General features: G+C 45.9%; 16 protein-coding genes and 2 tRNA genes. 11 read left to right on the top strand and 7 right to left on the bottom strand.

The window, feature by feature from the left end; all coding sequences use genetic code 11:
* Positions 1-82 precede the first annotated feature (82 nt).
* The 11 genes from J4760_RS11165 (at position 83) to J4760_RS11115 (ending at position 9,512) form a co-directional block, all read left to right on the top strand.
* Positions 83-1,369 carry an adenylosuccinate synthase gene (locus J4760_RS11165; RefSeq protein WP_237605736.1) on the top strand — a complete coding sequence of 429 codons (1,287 nt, stop codon included), beginning with the start codon at positions 83-85 and terminating at the stop codon, positions 1,367-1,369.
* A 123-nt stretch (positions 1,370-1,492) separates the two neighbouring features.
* Positions 1,493-1,564: transfer RNA gene (locus J4760_RS11160), tRNA-Glu, on the top strand.
* A gap of 24 nt (positions 1,565-1,588) precedes the next feature.
* A tRNA-Asp gene (locus J4760_RS11155) sits at positions 1,589-1,661 on the top strand.
* A gap of 133 nt (positions 1,662-1,794) precedes the next feature.
* Positions 1,795-2,496, top strand: coding sequence for a response regulator YycF (yycF, locus tag J4760_RS11150; protein ID WP_145287524.1), 702 nt, complete (start codon positions 1,795-1,797; stop codon positions 2,494-2,496).
* A 15-nt stretch (positions 2,497-2,511) separates the two neighbouring features.
* Positions 2,512-4,353, top strand: coding sequence for a cell wall metabolism sensor histidine kinase WalK (walK, locus tag J4760_RS11145; protein WP_145287527.1), 1,842 nt, complete (start codon positions 2,512-2,514; stop codon positions 4,351-4,353).
* Positions 4,346-5,659: a YycH family regulatory protein gene (locus tag J4760_RS11140; protein WP_237605735.1), complete on the top strand. Its 1,314-nt coding sequence runs from the start codon at positions 4,346-4,348 to the stop codon at positions 5,657-5,659. Before walK ends, J4760_RS11140 begins: the two co-directional genes overlap by 8 nt.
* The gene (yycI, locus tag J4760_RS11135; RefSeq protein WP_145287533.1) at positions 5,659-6,435 is read left to right on the top strand and encodes a two-component system regulatory protein YycI; all 777 of its coding nucleotides are present in this window, start codon (positions 5,659-5,661) and stop codon (positions 6,433-6,435) included. Before J4760_RS11140 ends, yycI begins: the two co-directional genes overlap by 1 nt.
* A 5-nt stretch (positions 6,436-6,440) precedes the next feature.
* Positions 6,441-7,229: an MBL fold metallo-hydrolase gene (locus tag J4760_RS11130; protein ID WP_145287536.1), complete on the top strand. Its 789-nt coding sequence runs from the start codon at positions 6,441-6,443 to the stop codon at positions 7,227-7,229.
* 215 nt (positions 7,230-7,444) lie between these two features.
* Positions 7,445-7,924 carry a 23S rRNA (pseudouridine(1915)-N(3))-methyltransferase RlmH gene (gene rlmH / locus J4760_RS11125; protein ID WP_237605734.1) on the top strand — a complete coding sequence of 160 codons (480 nt, stop codon included), beginning with the start codon at positions 7,445-7,447 and terminating at the stop codon, positions 7,922-7,924.
* 21 nt (positions 7,925-7,945) lie between these two features.
* The gene (locus tag J4760_RS11120; RefSeq protein WP_237605733.1) at positions 7,946-8,566 is read left to right on the top strand and encodes an NAD(P)-dependent oxidoreductase; all 621 of its coding nucleotides are present in this window, start codon (positions 7,946-7,948) and stop codon (positions 8,564-8,566) included.
* Between the two features lie 61 nt (positions 8,567-8,627).
* The gene (locus tag J4760_RS11115) at positions 8,628-9,512 is read left to right on the top strand and encodes an RluA family pseudouridine synthase (protein ID WP_237605732.1); all 885 of its coding nucleotides are present in this window, start codon (positions 8,628-8,630) and stop codon (positions 9,510-9,512) included.
* A 96-nt stretch (positions 9,513-9,608) separates the two neighbouring features.
* Here J4760_RS11115 and J4760_RS11110 read toward each other — a convergent pair whose 3' ends face one another.
* The 7 genes from J4760_RS11110 to J4760_RS11080 all read right to left on the bottom strand — a co-directional run bounded on the left by J4760_RS11110 (position 9,609) and on the right by J4760_RS11080 (position 18,177).
* On the bottom strand, positions 9,609-10,334 hold the full coding sequence (locus J4760_RS11110) for an aggregation-promoting factor C-terminal-like domain-containing protein (RefSeq protein WP_237605731.1): 726 nt from the start codon (positions 10,332-10,334) through the stop codon (positions 9,609-9,611).
* Between the two features lie 276 nt (positions 10,335-10,610).
* Entirely contained in the window at positions 10,611-12,284 is a 1,674-nt protein-coding gene (locus J4760_RS11105) for an alpha-glucosidase (protein ID WP_237605730.1), read from the bottom strand.
* Positions 12,285-12,366: 82 nt separating this feature from the next.
* Positions 12,367-12,780: an NAD(+)--rifampin ADP-ribosyltransferase gene (arr, locus tag J4760_RS11100; RefSeq protein WP_145287551.1), complete on the bottom strand. Its 414-nt coding sequence runs from the start codon at positions 12,778-12,780 to the stop codon at positions 12,367-12,369.
* A gap of 209 nt (positions 12,781-12,989) precedes the next feature.
* Positions 12,990-13,460 (bottom strand): LURP-one-related family protein, encoded by a 471-nt coding sequence (locus tag J4760_RS11095; RefSeq protein WP_237605729.1) that lies wholly within the window; start codon positions 13,458-13,460, stop codon positions 12,990-12,992.
* A 144-nt stretch (positions 13,461-13,604) separates the two neighbouring features.
* On the bottom strand, positions 13,605-15,218 hold the full coding sequence (locus tag J4760_RS11090; protein ID WP_145287557.1) for a BCCT family transporter: 1,614 nt from the start codon (positions 15,216-15,218) through the stop codon (positions 13,605-13,607).
* A 336-nt stretch (positions 15,219-15,554) separates the two neighbouring features.
* Positions 15,555-15,764: a copper chaperone CopZ gene (gene copZ / locus J4760_RS11085; RefSeq protein WP_145287560.1), complete on the bottom strand. Its 210-nt coding sequence runs from the start codon at positions 15,762-15,764 to the stop codon at positions 15,555-15,557.
* A 25-nt stretch (positions 15,765-15,789) separates the two neighbouring features.
* Positions 15,790-18,177, bottom strand: a complete 2,388-nt coding sequence (locus J4760_RS11080) for a heavy metal translocating P-type ATPase (RefSeq protein WP_370637564.1) — start codon at positions 18,175-18,177, stop codon at positions 15,790-15,792.
* Positions 18,178-18,184: the final 7 nt, after the last annotated feature.

Genomic DNA, 18,184 nt, shown 5'->3' with positions numbered 1-18,184 from the left:
AAAACGTTCGTATTTTTATTGCCTTTTATCGGGCTTATTGTTAGAATGATTACGGTAATTCAAAGAAAATGGGGGCAAAGACATGTCTGGAACAGTAGTAGTCGGAACACAATGGGGCGACGAGGGCAAAGGGAAGATTACAGACTTCCTATCAGAAGATGCAGATATCATCGCGCGTTTCTCCGGAGGCAACAACGCAGGACACACCATCCAGTTTGGTGGCGAAACATATAAACTGCACCTCGTACCTTCAGGTATATTCTATGATGATAAAATTTCGCTGATCGGCAACGGTGTCGTCATCGATCCGATCTCCATCATCAAGGAACTTGATGGACTGATCGAGCGCGGCATATCCGTAGATAATCTTAGAATCTCAAACCGTGCGCAAGTCATTCTCCCCTATCATCTGCTTCAGGATGAACTGGAAGAGGAAGCACGTGGAGACAACAAGATCGGTACGACAAAACGCGGCATCGGACCATGCTATGTCGACAAGGCACAGAGGATCGGCATCCGCATGGCGGACCTGATCGATGAAGCAACGTTCAGAAAAAGACTGGAAGAGAACCTCAAGTTGAAGAACCACATGTTCTCAGCACTCTATGAACGCGAAGGATTCACTTTCGATGAAATTTTTGAACCGTATCAGAAAGCCGCAGAACGCCTGGCACCTTATGTGACCGATACGGCAAAAGTACTCGATGATGCATTCCAGAACAACCAGAAGGTCCTTTTTGAAGGGGCCCAGGGTGTCATGCTCGATATCGACCATGGTACATATCCGTTCGTTACGTCCAGCAACCCGATTGCTGGTAACGTGACGGTCGGCTGTGGTGTCGGCCCGACAGCTGTCAAAAACATCGTCGGTGTCTGCAAAGCCTATACTTCACGTGTCGGCGATGGCCCATTCCCGACGGAACTGTTTGACGAAAGCGCTGACCATATCCGTGAAATCGGACGTGAATATGGTACAACGACAGGCCGCCCGCGACGTGTTGGATGGTTCGACAGCGTCGTCGTGCGCCACGCAAGACGCGTCAGCGGCATTACGGACCTCTCCCTCAACTCCATTGATGTACTGAGTGGTCTGGATACAGTAAAGATCTGTACAGCCTATGAGATCGATGGCAAGGAAGTGACGGAATATCCGGCGACGCTTCATGCACTGGATCGCGCCAAGCCGATCTTCAAGACAATGCCCGGCTGGAACGAGGACATTACAGGCATCAAGCGTCTTGAGGATCTTCCGGATAACGCAAGGAACTATCTTGAAGAGATCGAGCGCCTGACGGGTGTCGGCATCTCCATCTTCTCTGTCGGTCCCGACCGCAATCAGACGAACCTCCTGAAAAATTTCTGGAGCTAGCATATATCCCATGGCATGGACGGCCGTGGGATATTTATTTTTCAATAAAATTAAAGTTTCAGTTGAAAATGAAATTTATATCATGCTATAATAACTTTTGTGTTCAATACCATTCAATAATATGGCCCGTTGGTCAAGCGGTTAAGACACCGCCCTTTCACGGCGGTAACACGGGTTCGAGTCCCGTACGGGTCACTTTTCATATTTCTTTCATCACATGGTCCCGTGGTGTAGCGGTTAACATGCCTGCCTGTCACGCAGGAGATCGCGGGTTCGATTCCCGTCGGGACCGTCACAAGAAGCCATCAGCATACAATGCTGATGGCTTCTTTCCTATACCCGGATGGAAATAAACATGGAAAAGTGATACATTTATAATGGATATGACTATGTGAACAGGCACTTAACGAAAGTGAGGGAATGAAATGCCTAAGAAAATCGTTGTAGTGGATGATGAGAGACCCATCGCTGATATATTGGAGTTCAACCTTGAGAAGGAAGGCTATGAAGTGCATTGTGCCTATGACGGCAATGACGCACTGGCACTGATTCTTGAAGTCGTGCCGGATATTGTACTGCTTGATATCATGCTGCCGGGCATGGACGGTATGGAAGTGTGCCGTGAAGTCCGCAAGACACATGATATGCCGATCATCATGCTGACAGCCAAAGATTCCGAAATAGACAAGGTGCTCGGCCTCGAACTCGGCGCCGATGACTATGTCACAAAACCGTTTTCGACACGTGAGCTGATTGCCCGTGTCAAAGCCAATCTGAGAAGAAACGTCGAGACGGCATCGAAGGACCGGGAACCGGAGAGCAATAACATCCAGGTCAAGGCCATCACCGTAATACCGGATTCCTATGCCATCAAGAAGAATGACAAGGACATAGAACTCACCCATCGTGAGTTCGAACTGTTCAACTATCTTGCGCAGCACATCTCCCAGGTGATGACACGGGAGCATCTGCTTGAAACGGTATGGGGCTATGACTATTTCGGTGATGTCCGTACTGTCGATGTGACGGTCAGAAGACTCAGGGAGAAGATTGAAGATGATCCTTCCCATCCGGAATACCTGATGACAAGAAGAGGTGTCGGGTATTACATTCAAGGTGACGAATAAAGGGGTTAACACTTAATGAAGCAGTTTTTTAGAAATCTGCAATCTCTTCATATAAAGCTTGTAATCATATATGTGCTCCTCATCGTCATCGGCATGCAGATCATCGGTCTGTATTTTACGAATACGCTTGAGAAGGAACTGACCGGGAATTTCCAAGATAATATCGAAACCCAGGTAAGCCTTATAGATACGAGAGTCAAGGAACTGTACACCGAATATGGAGATGACAGTGAACAGTTCAGGGAAGAGATTCAGAGTCTGCTTTCCGATTATGGAAACAGGCCGGAAATTGAAGAAATCAGATATGTAAACTCCGATAATGTTCTCGTGGCGACAAGCCGCATTTCCAATGAGTCGAGCATCGGTTCGAGGATCAATGCGCCGCTGACTGAAGAAGCAGTTACAACCGGTACGCCGAATGAGGAGATCTACGTCAATGTGGAACAGGACCATCAGCGTGTATGGCTGCTGAACCAGCCTGTCATCCAGGACAGTCAGATCCTCGGTGCCATCTATGCCGCCTCGAATATCGAGACGGTATACCAGCAGCTTGAATCGATAAATAATACCTTCATCATTGCCACCTTGATTTCACTGATCATTACAAGCATTCTCGGAATTTTCATTGCACGGACCATTACGAAGCCTATCACCGATATGAGGAACCAGGCGCTGCTCATGTCGGAGGGGGACTATACATCGCGGGTTAAAATATACAGCAGTGATGAAATCGGTGAACTCGCAGGCTCCTTCAACATACTGTCGAAACGTGTCCAGGAGGCCCAGGCGAATACGGAGAGCGAGAAGAAGCGTCTCGACTCCGTCATCACCCACATGTCGGACGGCATCATCGCCACAGACCGCAGAGGACGTGTCCGGGTAGTCAATGAGATGGCACTGGATATGCTCGGGATGTCCGGTGAAGACCTTCACGGCGAGGATATGCTCGAAATCCTGAAGCTTGATGCCGATATGGCTGTGGAAGACATACAGGAAATGAATGAAAGCCAGCTTCTATTCCTGAATAACGGCGAGGAAGATACGACGATCCGTGTCAATTTCTCCACCATTGTAAAGGATACCGGCTTCATCAACGGCTATATCGCGGTACTGCATGATGTCACGGAACAGGAGCGTGTGGATAATGAGCGCAGGGAGTTTGTCGCCAATGTCTCTCACGAGCTCAGAACGCCACTTACTTCCATGAGAAGCTATATCGAGGCACTGCAGGAAGGTGCCTGGAAGAATGATACGCTTGCGCCGAAGTTCCTCGGAGTGACACGCGAAGAGACGGACCGCATGATCCGGCTGGTCGAAGATCTGCTGCAGTTATCCAGAATGGACAACGAAGCAGAGGAACTGACACGGGAAATTGTGGATTTCAACATGTTCCTGAACCGCATCATCGACCGCTTCGAGATGACACATAAGGATCAGGTCGAGTTCGTCCGCAACATCCCTTCCACTCCAATTTTCACGGAAGTCGCAGTGGACAAGATGGGTCAAGTACTTGATAATGTCATTTCGAATGCCATCAAATACTCTAGCAGCACGAACAAGAAAGTGGAGTTCCATGTCAAACAGAACCGTCTCTACAACCGTATGACGGTACAGATCAAGGATAATGGCCTTGGCATTCCAGCAAGCAAGGTCGACCGCATTTTCGAACGCTTCTATCGTGTCGACAAGGGACGGGCGCGCAAAATGGGCGGCACCGGTCTTGGTCTTGCCATTTCGAAGGAGATCATAGAAGCGCATGATGGCAAGATCTGGGCCAACAGTGTAGAGAATAAAGGGACCACAATCTTCATCAATCTGCCGTGTGAAACACTTGAGGAGGATGATTGGGGTGCATAGAGAGACTATCAAATCCATCATCCTTTTCGTTCTTGTTGTGAGCAGTGCCATACTGACGTACATGGTATGGAGCTATCAGCCTGAATTCTCGCAGATTGATACTTCCATCGAATCGACGTCGAATACCGGACAGGGAGAGCCTTTGCCGTTTGATAGTGTCATGCGTGCCTATCAGCTCATCTGGGTGGACGGAGAGAATGCAAGAGGCACAATAGAGGAAGAAGCCGTCGTCGGTGTCAGGGAGTTTCTGGACGGCACCAGAATAAGGGACATCAACGTATACAATAATATGAACCGCCTCAATCCTACGGTAAAGGAGGACGGCAGTGAAGAGTTTCTGATTGTCGACTATCCGTCGGAGATGCCTGCAAAATCACTGTTCCAGATACTTGGATTCGAGTATGAAGAAACACTGCCCGATTACAAATTCGACCGCATTGTCGTGGACATCGCCTCACCTCAGGTCGTTTTTTATATGCTGAATGAATCACTGGACCGCGTGGCGGTTGCCGAGACCGATATTGAGAGCGACTATCTGCTGTCCATCGTCAACGATTATGAAGGTTCATTTGAAGATTATACAGGCATCATCACCAATCAGCAGACTGCGAACAACAAGACAGCAATCTATGGACCGGATGCGCCTGGAGAAGTCAGTGTGATGCGTTTCCTGTCCACACAGATCAGCATAGACAACATGAATGATATCCTCTTCATGGAGGATGATGTCAGTGTGTCACAGAATGAGAATGTATATGTATATGAAGCTGAAAATGGTCTGGCCACCTACAATACGGACACCTACAACTATGTCTACACCAACCTGAACGAATCCTTATCTTCAGAGCGAGATCCCCATCGGACAATACAGCGCAGCTTCAACTTCCTCAACTCCCATATCGGTCTGGCACCGGAGCATATTCTGTTCGACTATGAAGAAGAAGGCAACCAGTCGACCTATCGCTATACGCTGAATGGGTACGCTGTATTCAGTGATGAAATTGCAACGACGGTCACAACAAAATATGGCAGCAATGCCCTATTCGAATACGAGCGGCCACTGCTCTACATCAATGCGCAGGTACCGAGTGAAGAGGCGGAGGAACTGGCCCGTCTGGAAGATGTCAGATATGAAATTGCACTGAATGATGAACTCGATCTCCAGAAAGTATCCAAAATCACCATCGGCTACAACATGCGCTTTTCGGAGGAGCAGACCGAACTCAACCTGGTGAATTTCACTCCCGAATGGTATGTGAAGTACGATGGGGAATGGCTGCGCTACAATGAAGGAGGGTTGCATTAATGGATTGGAAACTGACCAAATCCCTCTACATCCTTGTATTCCTGCTCATCAACGTAGCCCTGCTGGTGATGTACTACAATAAGCAGCAGGAAGAAATCAGGGAGATTGAAGATGCACCGAGTGTATTGGAATCGACGAATATCGACCTTTCAGAGCTTCCGGAATACGAACCGGAACAGGTGACCATCCTTGTAGGAGAGCGGGTCAATTTTGCAGAAGTCGAAGAAATCGATCAGGAAACTGTCGAGATAACCGACGAGGACTTCGTCATCCATCATAGTTTTGAAGATGGAGATCTTGCTCCGGTGATGGAACAGGAACCACTCGAGGCGCATAAGAATGATCAGGTTTACAGGGGCGGCGATTACAAGTATGATGATGTAATGAGCAATAACAACTATATGCTGTTCAATCAGTATTATGGAGAATACCCTATTTTCAACCATGAAGCAGCCCGTGTGCTGTATAGAGGCGAAGGTGTGGAGGCAGCCGAGTATGAACAGGGCTATATTACAAATCTGCACGAGAACAGCCACACCTCCCCGATTACCGCAAGAGACCCGAGACAGGTCGTATCGGACTTGTATCTCCGTGAAAGGATTTCCGGAGAAGCGGTCATTGAAAATGCCAGACTCGGCTACTACATCATTCTCAATGATGAAGAGCAGGTGCTCCTCAGACCGAAATGGGAGTTCCAGGTCACTGACCAAGACGTCGAAAAGACCATTTATGTCGACGCCATCAGTGAAACAGAAGATATTATCGAAAGTGAGTGACAGTAATGAAGATGAGCGTGTTAGCCAGCGGTTCCACCGGGAACAGCACGTATATAGAAACTGAAAAAGGCAGCTTGCTCATAGATGTGGGACTTTCCTGCAAACGTATTGAAGAGGCACTGAACACACTGGATACTTCTCTTAATAATATAGATGCCATACTCATCACCCATGAACACAGCGATCACATCAAAGGGCTCAAAGTCATCTCGAAACGCTATGGCATTCCGATCTATGCCAATGAGTTGACATGGCAGAGAATCGAAGCCAAGGACATCGAAGTCCATAATGACAAGAGATTCCATTTCAACCCTCTGGAAGAGAAAGAACTGCTCGGCATGAACGTCCAGTCGTTCAATGTTTCCCATGACGCCATCGACCCCCAGTTCTACACATTCATGAAAGACAACAAGAAGATTTCCGTCATCACGGATACGGGCTATATTTCGGACCAGATGAAAGGCATCATCAAAGACAGCGATGTTTTCATTTTCGAAAGCAATCATGATGTCGATATGCTCCGGATGGGCAGATATCCGTGGGTCACCAAACAGCGTATACTCTCCGATGTCGGCCACGTGTCGAATGAAGACGCTGCACATGCCATGCGTGACGTTATAACGGACCGTACAAAGCGTATCTATCTCAGTCACCTGAGTCTGGATAACAATATAAAAGAACTGGCTAAAATGAGTGTGGAGCAAGTGCTGAACCAGTATGATATCGATACAGACAATCATATAACAATCAGTGATACGGACAAGGCTGTACCGACAAAAATCTATCAGATATAAAGTTATACACAGAAATGTGTGAAAACTATGTGGATAAATAGTCATAAATGTGGGTAAAGTATAAAAATGTGGATAACTAAGCAGTCAGTAAAGGATTACTGGCTGCTTTTCTTATATTTATGTGATTATAATGATTAGGAAATGATATTATACACAGTGAATGAGTAAATATCCGTGGATATGTGGAATAAATGTGGATAAACAGGAGGATATGTATGAAAATCACTTTGATTACTGTGGGCAAGTTGAAAGAGAAGTATTGGCAGCAGGCTGTGGATGAATATAGGAAGCGGCTCGGTGCATATACCAAGCTTGAACTGATCGAAGTTTCCGATGAAAAGGAACCGAATAATGCCAGTGAGAAGGATATTGAAAACATCAAGGACAAGGAAGCAGAGAAGATACTGGGCAGAGTCAAAGACAGCCAGCACGTCGTTACACTCGAGATACATGGGAAGACCTACACAAGCGAGCAGCTGGCGAGCCAGTATCAGCAGTGGATGAATACCGGCAAAAGTGACATCGTATTCATCATCGGCGGCAGCAACGGGCTCGGCCAGGCAGTCAAGCAGCGCTCCAACCAGGAAATCAGCTTCGGCACCCTCACCTACCCCCACCAGATGATGAAGGTCATGCTCATGGAGCAGATCTACAGGGCGAATAAGATCATCAAGAATGAAAGCTACCACAAATAATTGAAAAGGTGGAGACTCGGAATGAACATACTGATTTTAGGAGCAATTGGACGAGTCGGCAGTCATATATTAAAACTTGCACTGGATGATGACCATCATGTTAAGGTATTGGTACGTGACATGGATAAGCTCCGGATTAAAGATAGAAACCTAACAGTCATAGAAGGAAATGTTCTAGTAGAAGCAGACATTGTGAACGCGATAGCGGGTATGGATATGGTAATCAGCGCACTCGGCACTGATGGCACCACGACGCTTTCCGAAAGCATGCCGTCCATTGTGAAAGTAATGGAAGATGAAGGCATAAAACGAATCATTACTATTGGCACTGCAGGCATTCTGAACAGCAGAACCGAACCCGGAAAACTGCGCTATCAATCGAATGAATCAAAAAGAAGAACGACACGTGCAGCAAAGGAGCATCACAAAGTCTATGAGTTGCTTGAAGACTCATCTCTTGACTGGACAATCATCTGCCCCACCTATCTGCCTGATGGTGAACATACAAGCAGGTATCGAATAGAACGTGACTTCCTTCCTGAAAACGGGAAAATGATTTCCGTTCCTGATACAGCAGAGCTTGCATACAGTCAGATAGAAGATGATGAGTATGTAAAAGCACGCGTGGGTGTTGCTTATTAATCACTTGTCGGATGAAACGTTCGTATTAAAGAATAATATAAGTTGAAAAAGGAAGTTTACAATGAATAAAAATGAAAAATCAAACGGACAGAATCAAGAATGGATCGTCAAAGAACCGACTGAATTGCTGAAGTTCCTATTCGAAGTGATGTCTTCGCGTAGTCGCAAAGCTGTAAAAGAAACACTGAGCCGGGGAAAAGTTTTTGTAAACGGTGAAGGGACAACTCAATTCAATGATGCACTCGAACCGGGAGATCGTGTTGAAATACGTTCAGCAGCTAAAAATGTAAAACTTAGAGGCATTAGAATTTTCCATGAAGATGACGATGTGATCGTCATCGAAAAAGACGCCGGTCTGCTTTCAATCGCATCAGAGAAAGAGCAGCAGATGACTGCCTATCGTCAATTGTCGGATTATGTACAGGGTATTAATCCTAGGAACCGTATTTTCATCGTGCATCGACTGGACCGTGAGACTTCCGGAATTATGATATTTGCGAAGAATAAACATGTGCAGCAGAAGTTGCAGGATAACTGGAAAGATATCGTTTCTGAGCGAACATACATCGCGCTCGTTGAAGGTAAAGTAACTAAAGGGGGTAGAATCACTTCCTGGCTGACGGAGAATAAAGAGTTGATAATGCGTTCGAGTAAGCATCCGAATGACGGTAAAAAAGCGATTACCCATTATAAAGTATTAAAGTTCAGTCACAATCTATCATTACTGGAAGTCAACTTGGAAACGGGGCGTAAAAACCAGATCCGTGTCCATATGCAGGACTTGGGCCATCCAATTGTCGGCGATAAGAAGTATGGAGCACGCGGTAATCCGATTAAAAGAGTGGGCCTACACGCCCACGTCATCGCATTCAAACACCCGAAAACAGGAGAATCCCTGCGATTTGAATCGAAAATTCCAGCGGAGTTTACACGGAGTTTTAAATAAGCATTATTGATGCTAATTCAAATTTAATATGTAGAAAATAAAACCCGTATGACTTGGAGAAATCCAGGTCATACGGGTTATTAGTTGGTCTGAATCTTACCACCAGTTGTTTTGTGCACGGAAATCCATAGCAGCTTCAACAGAACCATAACGTTCTTGCGCGTAGTTGATCATGCCTTTAGTCTGTGTTTCAACAGATCCTGTTCCCCATGCTTCTTTTGTTTGTCCAAGGCCTCTGTAGCCGAGTGGATTCACTGCGTTCGGGTTACCACTTGATTCTGGCAGGACAATATTTTGCCACATTGCTTCTGTACCGCCAGCAGCCAGGAATTGTTCTTTAGTTGATCCGCCAGTGGACTGCTGTGGTGCAGCTGCTTGAGTAGTTTCAGTCTGTTGCTGTGTGTTGGATACTTCCTGTACATTGTACTCAGGTTCTGGTTGCTGAACTTCGACTTCCTGTTGTACTGGTTCCTGAACTTGAACTTCCTGCTGTACAGGCTCTTGTGCTTGAACTTCTTGTTCTACAGGTTCTTGTACTTGAACTTCCTGCTGTGGTTGAACATCGCCATAGCTATTGTAAGCCCATGTGAAGCTTGTACCATTTGATTCGAAGCTGTAGTCTACACCATTAAGCGTGAAGTCATAGTCATATGCACCTTCGTGGATTGGCGCATTGTTGAGTTCGCTTGAATTTGCCAGAGCCATTTCTGCGAGCTCCTGCTTGTTGATTTCGTGAGTGGATGCGTCCGCTGTTTGACCAGATGTGATACCAGTGATACCGAGACCGAGTGCTAGAGTTGTAGTCAGAATTGTTTTCTTCATAATTTTTTTCGTCCTCCAGATAAATTTTATATGGGTGTTTTATTGAGTTGTTGAGTCATGTCGTTTTCAAGCCTTATTTTTTAAGACAAGACACACTATATCATGAATTTATCCGTCGGGTGTTACAGCTTAATAATAACAAGGTTACAATTAGTATCGATCATTGTAATATTGATATCTGTTTGTATTATTTCTGAATAATTCATTAAGGGTCACGATTTGGACATAAAAAATCAGCCTTCCTTGTAAAAGGAAAACTGATGTGAATATCTTTATCTATTTCTTTACAAGGACAACTGCACCATATGGAGACAGACGCAACTTTCCATCTTCAAGCCCGTTGCCTGCGTTTTGAAGAGCGATTTGTTGCGCATGCCACTCTTTCCCGATGTCGATTGTCTCTGCTTTGTCTGAGAAGTTGCAATAGACCAGTGCTTTTTGTGCATCCAAGGTCCGTTCATAGGCATACAATGTCTCTTCTGTCTCTCTCATTTCATAGGCGCCATGCTGGAAGAGTTCTGTCTTCTTCAGCTCAATCAGCTTTCTATGAAAATTGAGTATGCTGTCTTCATCTTTCTCCTGGTCTTTTACGTTATAGGTCGATTCGCGATTATAGAGCATCCAGGGGACACCGTCAGTGAATCCGACTTTCTCACTATCCTCCCACTGCATGATGCCTCTGCTGACATCGCGAGCAGTCAGGTTGATGTGGTGCATGATATTCTTATGCTTCCAGCCAGCCTGATGAGCTTCTTGGTAGAATTGCATCACACCTGAATCTGCAATATTGCCTGGATCACCAAAGGCAACATTTTTCATGCCGATTTCTTCCCCGTTGTATATTATCGGTATGCCTTTTTGCAAGTAGAGGAGCGTCGCCATCATTTTAGCGCTGTTGTCCCGATGCTCGGTTGCCATGTTGCCATATTTATGTGGTGAACGTGGCATATCGTGGTTCGACCAGAAAAGTATGGGGCCGCCGTCCGCCCCACCTTTCTCCTGGAATTCCTTCTGCACTTTCTTGAACTTCTTGGGATCAAGAGGCAGATGCTGGTTTGATTCGGGAACAGACCGATCCATTCCTTCTTTATTTTCCGGGAAATACTGAAGTGTGATGATCTTGTCCACCATATCGTTCTCCTGATCCGTGTACCATTGTGTCAAGTCTGCATCTGCACTGGTTGCTTCACCGACCAGGAATACTTCCTTTTCATGGTGGCTGATCGCCTGGTTCATTTCGTTCAGATAGTCTTTGATATTATTTCCGTGCTCATTCATCTCCTGTCCCGGCCCCTTCTCTCCAGGATACTCCGGGAAATCCTGATCGATATCCATATAAATGAAAGCATCCAGTCTGAAGCCGTCAATGCCCTTTTCAATCCAGTAGTTCAGCACTTCCGCCATTTCTTGTCTGAGCGGCGCATGCGACCAGTTCAAGTCAGGCATGGAGTGCATGAACAGGTGCAGATAGTACTGGTCTTCGTTCAACACCCTGCTCCAGGCTGAGCCGCCAAATCCTGCAGTCCAATTGTTCGGGTATGGACGGTCTTCTTCTGCTTCTGCCCATAGATAATAGTCACGGTAAGGACTATCTTTGCTTTTCAATGCTGTCTTGAACCAGGGGTGCTGATCTGATGTATGGTTCAATGGAAAGTCGAAGATGATCTTGATTCCCCTGTTCTTTAGTTCTTTGATCAGTCTCTCTCCATCTTCTTCAGTGCCGAATAATGGGTCCACCTTTGTATAGTTGATGACATCGTATCCGTTATCCTGCTGATTGGATAGAATCATCGGGTTGATCCATACTGTGTTGACACCGAGAGACTCGATGTAATCCAGTTTCTCGATTATGCCATTGATGTCTCCTATTCCATCCCCATTGGAATCTTTGAAACTTCTTGGATAGATCTGATAGATGATCGCATCTTCCCACCATTTTCTATGTCGCATCATTACACCTTCTATATATTAATTTACCTCATACTTTCCCTAAAACGGACGAAATAATCGACATGAGGACAGGTGATGAACATTAATCATCCATTACGTCTTTTCCCTCTCTACGGAGTTTTTCGAGAGAAGCTTTCATATGCTCTATTTCTTCATCGGTATGCCCTTCCCACGAACCGAGCTCAGCAATTATTTTCAGAGGAGATCTGGATCTATAGGAGCGTGTCGGATTTCCGGGAAATCTCTTATCGGTCAAGTTGGGATCATTTTCGAAAACACCCAGTGGTTCTACAATATAGATTCTCTCTTTTAAATCGGACTTTGCCAGTTCAGCCCCCCACTTGGCCGCATCCAGTGATGCAGTAAAGTAGATGAAATTGGATTTTCTATCCTGATAGTTTGAAAAGTGCTTTGGCTCGAGATATTTTCCAATCTTGAGCTCTGCTTTCGTACCGTGGAAAAAAGGGCCAGCGTCTGTAACGGCGTTATTATTCATCTTTTCCCCTCCATACTCTCGTTTTGTAATGCAACTATAATACGGATACTTCAGTATGAACAGTCTATAAATGATTCACAGATGAGTGTATACTGTAAGTAGAAGGAATGATCGACTCCCATATAGTATTCATATGAATAAGTGCATATAAAGAAAAACCCGAAGCGACGCTTCGGGTTTTATGATTCAAGTAGAATGTCGCCTATCATCTAGTTGTTTTTCTGGTTGACGCAGTCGATAACGATTACGATGCCAAGAAGGATATCCAGATGTGCCTCATCGTAGATATCAATCGAATAGGAATCCCCCCATGAAATCAGCTTTTTACTGACTTCGGCAACAATATTGTCATTCTCTTTGATGAAATAGTTATGCTCCATGATGGAGCCTTCTATGTGCCAGTCCGGCCCCAGAATCGTATAGTTGTTCGCCAGCAGATTGAAGTCTTTTTTGACTGTCGCTACCTTTTGGTCATTTCTATACAATTCAAACTCCGGGGAGAAGCGAAGGACCTTCTGTTCAATATATAAAACCTCTTCACCGCTTGTGTCGGTTACACGCAGCTTGTTCCTGAGCGAAATCGCTTTGCCTTCTACGTAGAAAGCATCATTTTCTTCTGCATCTTTTACTGTAAACTGATTTTTGAAGGAGAAAATTTTCTGCTTGATATAGAATCTCATGTAAACGCCCCTTGCATAATTTAGGTATAAGACGAGTGTAGAACATTGCCCACATAACTACAAATACTTCAATACATGGATGAATAACGCATGCAATACATAAAAAGCACCAGACTTTTGAAGGTCTGGTGCTGCTTGTGACTGCTATAGATCTCTTTCGTCTACCCCTGCCTCTTTCTGTTCCTGATATTCTTTTTCTTCACGGTTGAGGTATTCCTTCATGCGATGCTTGTTTGGAGTAATTGTCAGCCCGAGATACTTTCTCTCTCTATTGGCATCCTTATAGAATGAATACATCATCATGAGAATGACGAAACTGAACGGTAACGCTGCTATAATGGCTGCCGACTGAAGCGCCTCGAGCCCTGTTTCTCCCCCTGAGAGTAGCAGTACGTAGGCGATGGACGACAGGCTGATGCCCCATATCACCTTGATTTTTGCAGAAGGGCGCAACGAGCCATGGGATGTCTGCATGCCCAATACGAAAGTCGCTGAATCCGCTGATGTAATGAAGAATGACGATATGAGTATGATTGCGAGAATTGATAATGGTACGCTGAGCGGCATCTCATTGAATATGGCAAACAGCTGTGTTTCCGGTCCGAGATTGATGATGTCCGGCGTTCGATCAGCCATATCGATACCCGTTACACCGAATACTGTAAACCAGATGATTCCGATTGTTGTCGGTACGATAAGCAGGGCCAGGACGAATTCACGAACGGTACGTCCTTTTGATACGCGGGCAATGAAAATGCCGACAAATGGACTCCAGCTTAGCCACCATGCCCAGTAGTAGATGGTCCAAGACTGCAGCCATTCATTCTTCTGGCTGTTCAAAGGTGCTGCATCAAGCGTACGTGCGATGAATGTATTGATGTATTCCCCGGCTGCTGTCGGCAGCATGTTCAGGATCAACAGCGTTGGACCCATTATCAGGACGGACAGTAGAAGTATGGTTGCCAGTACCATATTCATATTACTCAAGTATTTGATTCCTTTACTGAGACCGCTCCATGCGCTGGCCAGGAAGAGCAGAGTGACTACGGCAATGATGATACCTTGCATGGTCAGGTTGATCGGCATATCGAAGAGGTAGTTCAGACCGCCATTGATCTGTGTAGTACCGACACCAAGTGTTACCGCAACACCGATTACTGTGGCGAACACAGTCAGAACATCGATGATGACGCCCACAGTGCCATCGACTTTATCTCCGAGTATTGGACGCAGGGTTTTCGAAAGCAGTCCGGTCTCCCCTTTTCTGAACTGGAAATAGGCAAGCGCCAATGCCACTGCACCGTACATTCCCCAGGCATGGGCACCCCAGTGGAAGATGGTCGCACGGATGGCTTCAAGTACTGCTTCCTCTGATTCCGGATCCGCAGTGGCGGGTGTGACAAAATGGGAGATCGGTTCCGAAGTACTGTAGAATACGACACCGATTCCCATTCCTGCACTAAAAAGCATGGTCAGCCACGAACGGGTACTGAATTCCGGCTTGTGGTGTGGTTTTCCGAGCTTCAATTTGCCGATCGGGCTGAAGATAAGAAAAATACAGAAGAACAGCATGCCGGATGTGATGATCATGTAGTACCATCCAAAATATTTGCTTACCCACCCTGCAATAGCACCAGAAACTGCTCCGAACTGGTCTGGATTGATGATGCCGGCAACTACGAGCAGGGCAACAATCATTACTGAATAGATGAAAACCTTCGATAACTTCCTACTACTGGGACCTGAAGAATCCTTCATTGATTCGCTCCTTAATATTTATGGAATACCGTTCGGCATCCCGTTACTTTTACTAGTATGTAAATGAACAGGCTACTTATAATACTAGGTTTACACATCAAAAGCAATTTTTAAACCGGTTAATGTATGTCAGCGAGTGCTATAAAGCGATACATAAGCGTTATACCAGGTGTATAAATACTGATTTATAAGGATTTTTTACGTAATGCATAACGTTATAAATAAAATGGTGTATATATACTATATGAATTAAAGGAATACTGAATTATTAAGGAGTTGGTTGAACATAAAAAATCCCCCATTCCTTTTAATGGGGGAAATAAAGCATATCTTCACTTATTTTACGACATCGTAGCCCTGGTCTTCGATTGCTTCGTTCAGTTCACTGCTGCTCACTTTGCTTTCGTCATACTGGACAGCGACCTGGTTGTCTTCGAGGCTGACGACTGCACTGTCGACACCGTCGAGTTTATTAAGCGCACCTTCTACCGAGCTTTTGCAATGACCGCATGTCATACCTTCTACTTTGATTGTCTGGTTTTCCATAATGAAATTCCTCCTATGATTTGAATTAAATTTTTGCGCGTTTCAGGCGAAGCGAGTTTGATACAACGCTGACTGAGCTGAATGCCATGGCAGCGCCTGCCACCCAAGGGGCAAGGAACCCGAGTGCTGCGATTGGAATGCCTGCTGTATTATAGGCGAATGCCCAGAACAGGTTCTGCTTGATGTTGCGTATTGTTTTATGGCTCAGGTTGATTGCCCTTGGGATCAGTGTCAGTTCGCCACCGAGAATGGTGATGTCGGCGGCTTCGATTGCAACTTCTGTACCGGTACCGATGGCGATACCGATGTCGGCAGTTGCAAGTGCAGGGGCATCATTGACGCCGTCTCCAACCATGGCGACGATTTTGCCTTCGTCCTGCATTTGTTTAACATGAGACGCTTTTTCCTCAGGAAGTACTTCAGCGATGACCGTATCGATGTTGACCTGTCTGGCGATGGCTGCTGCTGTCCGGGTATTGTCCCCGGTCAGCATGACCACTTCAAGACCTTGGTCATGCAATGCTTTGATTGCTTCTTTGGCACTGTCCTTTACCGTATCCTGCACGGCAACGACACCTTTGATCTGATTATCTGTTGCAATGATCATGGCTGTTTTGCCTTCGTGTTCGAACTGGGTCATGCTGTCTTCAAGGTGATCCGTGTTCATATTATTTTCAGCCATCAGCTTGCGCGTACCGACAAGAACTTTGCGGCCTTCGATGACTGCTTCGATACCGTGTCCTGGTATCGCACTGAAGTCTTCCACATCTACCATTGAAATATCATTTTCAGTTGCATAGCCGACGATGGCTTGTGCCAGTGGGTGCTCAGAACCTTTCTCAGCTGAAGCAAGCAGCCTGAGTGTATCCTGGTCGCCTGTGAAATCGGTCACTTCAGGTTTACCTTTAGTGATTGTACCTGTCTTATCCATGATGATTGTATTCAGAGAATGCGTCTTTTCAAGGTGCTCCCCACCTTTGAATAGAATCCCATTTTCCGCGCCTTTGCCTGTGCCGACCATGATTGATGTCGGTGTAGCAAGACCAAGCGCACAAGGACATGCGATAACGAGTACCGAAATCGCAGCGACGAGTGCAGGTTCAAAATTGCCTGGGCTTGCCAGGAAGTACCATACGAGGAACGTGACAAGCGCAATTCCGATGACGATAGGAACGAAATAGCCCGAAATGATGTCAGCCATCCTCTGTATCGGTGCTTTTTTGCCTTGTGCTTCTTCAACCACTTTGATGATGGACTGGAGGGCTGTTTCCTTGCCGACCTTGGTTGCTTCAATTTCAACTGTACCGTTCTGGTTCACGGTCGATCCGATGACACTGGTGCCGATTTCTTTTTCAATTGGAATCGACTCGCCGGTGATCATCGATTCGTCAACAGACGTCCGTCCTTTGACGACGACCGCATCCACCGGGAATTTCTCACCCGGCTTGACGATGAGGTGGTCGCCCTTCATAACTTCTTCGGCCGGTACCATCTGCTCTACACCATCTTTGATGACGCGCGCTTCTTTCGCCTGGAGATTCAGAAGCTCCTTGATGGCGCCTGTCGTATTTGATTTTGCACGTGTTTCCAGATATTTTCCGAATAGGATCAGTGTAATGATGATGGCACTCGTTTCAAAATAAAGATGCGGGTGCATTGTGGCACCGGTCATCCATGAATAGGTTTCATATAGACTATATATGAATGCAGCGCTTGTACCCATGACAACAAGTACATCCATATTGGCGTTGAAGTTCTTCAGGTTCTTATAGGCACCGACATAGAACTGCCAGCCGAGAATGAACTGCACAGGAGTGGCAAACGCCAGCTGGAACCATGGATTCATGAATATGGCCGGAAGGCTTACTCCGAACAGGTGATCAAGCATGGTCACAAGCAGCGGTAAGGATAAAAGTGCTGCAATGATGACTTTCCACTTCATCCGTGTCAGTTCCTGTTCCTTCTTGGTGCCTTTTTCTTCACTGCTCTGTTTCGGTTTTGCTTCATACCCCAGATTGCCGACTTTACTGATAAGATCCTTCTCGGTGACGATACTGGAATTATATTCGATGACGGCACTTTCTGTAGTCAGGTTGACTGTTGCATTACTAACGCCGTCGGTCTTATTCAATACTTTCTCGATGCGGCTTGAACATGCGGCACATGTCATGCCGGTAATATCGAATTCGACTTCATCATATTCGACACCATATCCAAGGTTTGCGATTTTATCTGTAATGGTATCGAGTTTTATACTATCTGAATCATAGTCGATGGACGCCTTCTCAGTTGCCAGATTGACTTTGGCATCGACATCGTCCATCTTATTCAGTACTTTTTCAATACGGCTTGAACATGCGGCGCATGTCATGCCTGTAACGTTTAATGTGACGTGTTTGCTGTTGGACAATATATTTCCC

Origin of the sequence: Salinicoccus sp. ID82-1 (genome assembly GCF_021991715.1) — a bacterium.
GTDB classification, from domain to species: domain Bacteria; phylum Bacillota; class Bacilli; order Staphylococcales; family Salinicoccaceae; genus Salinicoccus; species Salinicoccus cyprini.
This window is presented reverse-complemented; position numbering and strand designations above follow the sequence as displayed.

What these genes read in the sequence shown, in the direction of transcription:
- copZ (WP_145287560.1), bottom strand. Translation starts at nt 15,764, where the DNA reads ATGGAAAACCAGACAATCAAAGTAGAAGGTATGACATGCGGTCATTGC.
- J4760_RS11115 (WP_237605732.1), top strand. Translation starts at nt 8,628, where the DNA reads ATGAATAAAAATGAAAAATCAAACGGACAGAATCAAGAATGGATCGTC.
- yycI (WP_145287533.1), top strand. Translation starts at nt 5,659, where the DNA reads ATGGATTGGAAACTGACCAAATCCCTCTACATCCTTGTATTCCTGCTC.
- J4760_RS11095 (WP_237605729.1), bottom strand. Translation starts at nt 13,460, where the DNA reads ATGAGATTCTATATCAAGCAGAAAATTTTCTCCTTCAAAAATCAGTTT.
- J4760_RS11105 (WP_237605730.1), bottom strand. Translation starts at nt 12,284, where the DNA reads ATGCGACATAGAAAATGGTGGGAAGATGCGATCATCTATCAGATCTAT.
- arr (WP_145287551.1), bottom strand. Translation starts at nt 12,780, where the DNA reads ATGAATAATAACGCCGTTACAGACGCTGGCCCTTTTTTCCACGGTACG.
- J4760_RS11165 (WP_237605736.1), top strand. Translation starts at nt 83, where the DNA reads ATGTCTGGAACAGTAGTAGTCGGAACACAATGGGGCGACGAGGGCAAA.
- J4760_RS11120 (WP_237605733.1), top strand. Translation starts at nt 7,946, where the DNA reads ATGAACATACTGATTTTAGGAGCAATTGGACGAGTCGGCAGTCATATA.
- yycF (WP_145287524.1), top strand. Translation starts at nt 1,795, where the DNA reads ATGCCTAAGAAAATCGTTGTAGTGGATGATGAGAGACCCATCGCTGAT.
- J4760_RS11130 (WP_145287536.1), top strand. Translation starts at nt 6,441, where the DNA reads ATGAAGATGAGCGTGTTAGCCAGCGGTTCCACCGGGAACAGCACGTAT.
- rlmH (WP_237605734.1), top strand. Translation starts at nt 7,445, where the DNA reads ATGAAAATCACTTTGATTACTGTGGGCAAGTTGAAAGAGAAGTATTGG.
- J4760_RS11110 (WP_237605731.1), bottom strand. Translation starts at nt 10,334, where the DNA reads ATGAAGAAAACAATTCTGACTACAACTCTAGCACTCGGTCTCGGTATC.
- walK (WP_145287527.1), top strand. Translation starts at nt 2,512, where the DNA reads ATGAAGCAGTTTTTTAGAAATCTGCAATCTCTTCATATAAAGCTTGTA.
- J4760_RS11090 (WP_145287557.1), bottom strand. Translation starts at nt 15,218, where the DNA reads ATGAAGGATTCTTCAGGTCCCAGTAGTAGGAAGTTATCGAAGGTTTTC.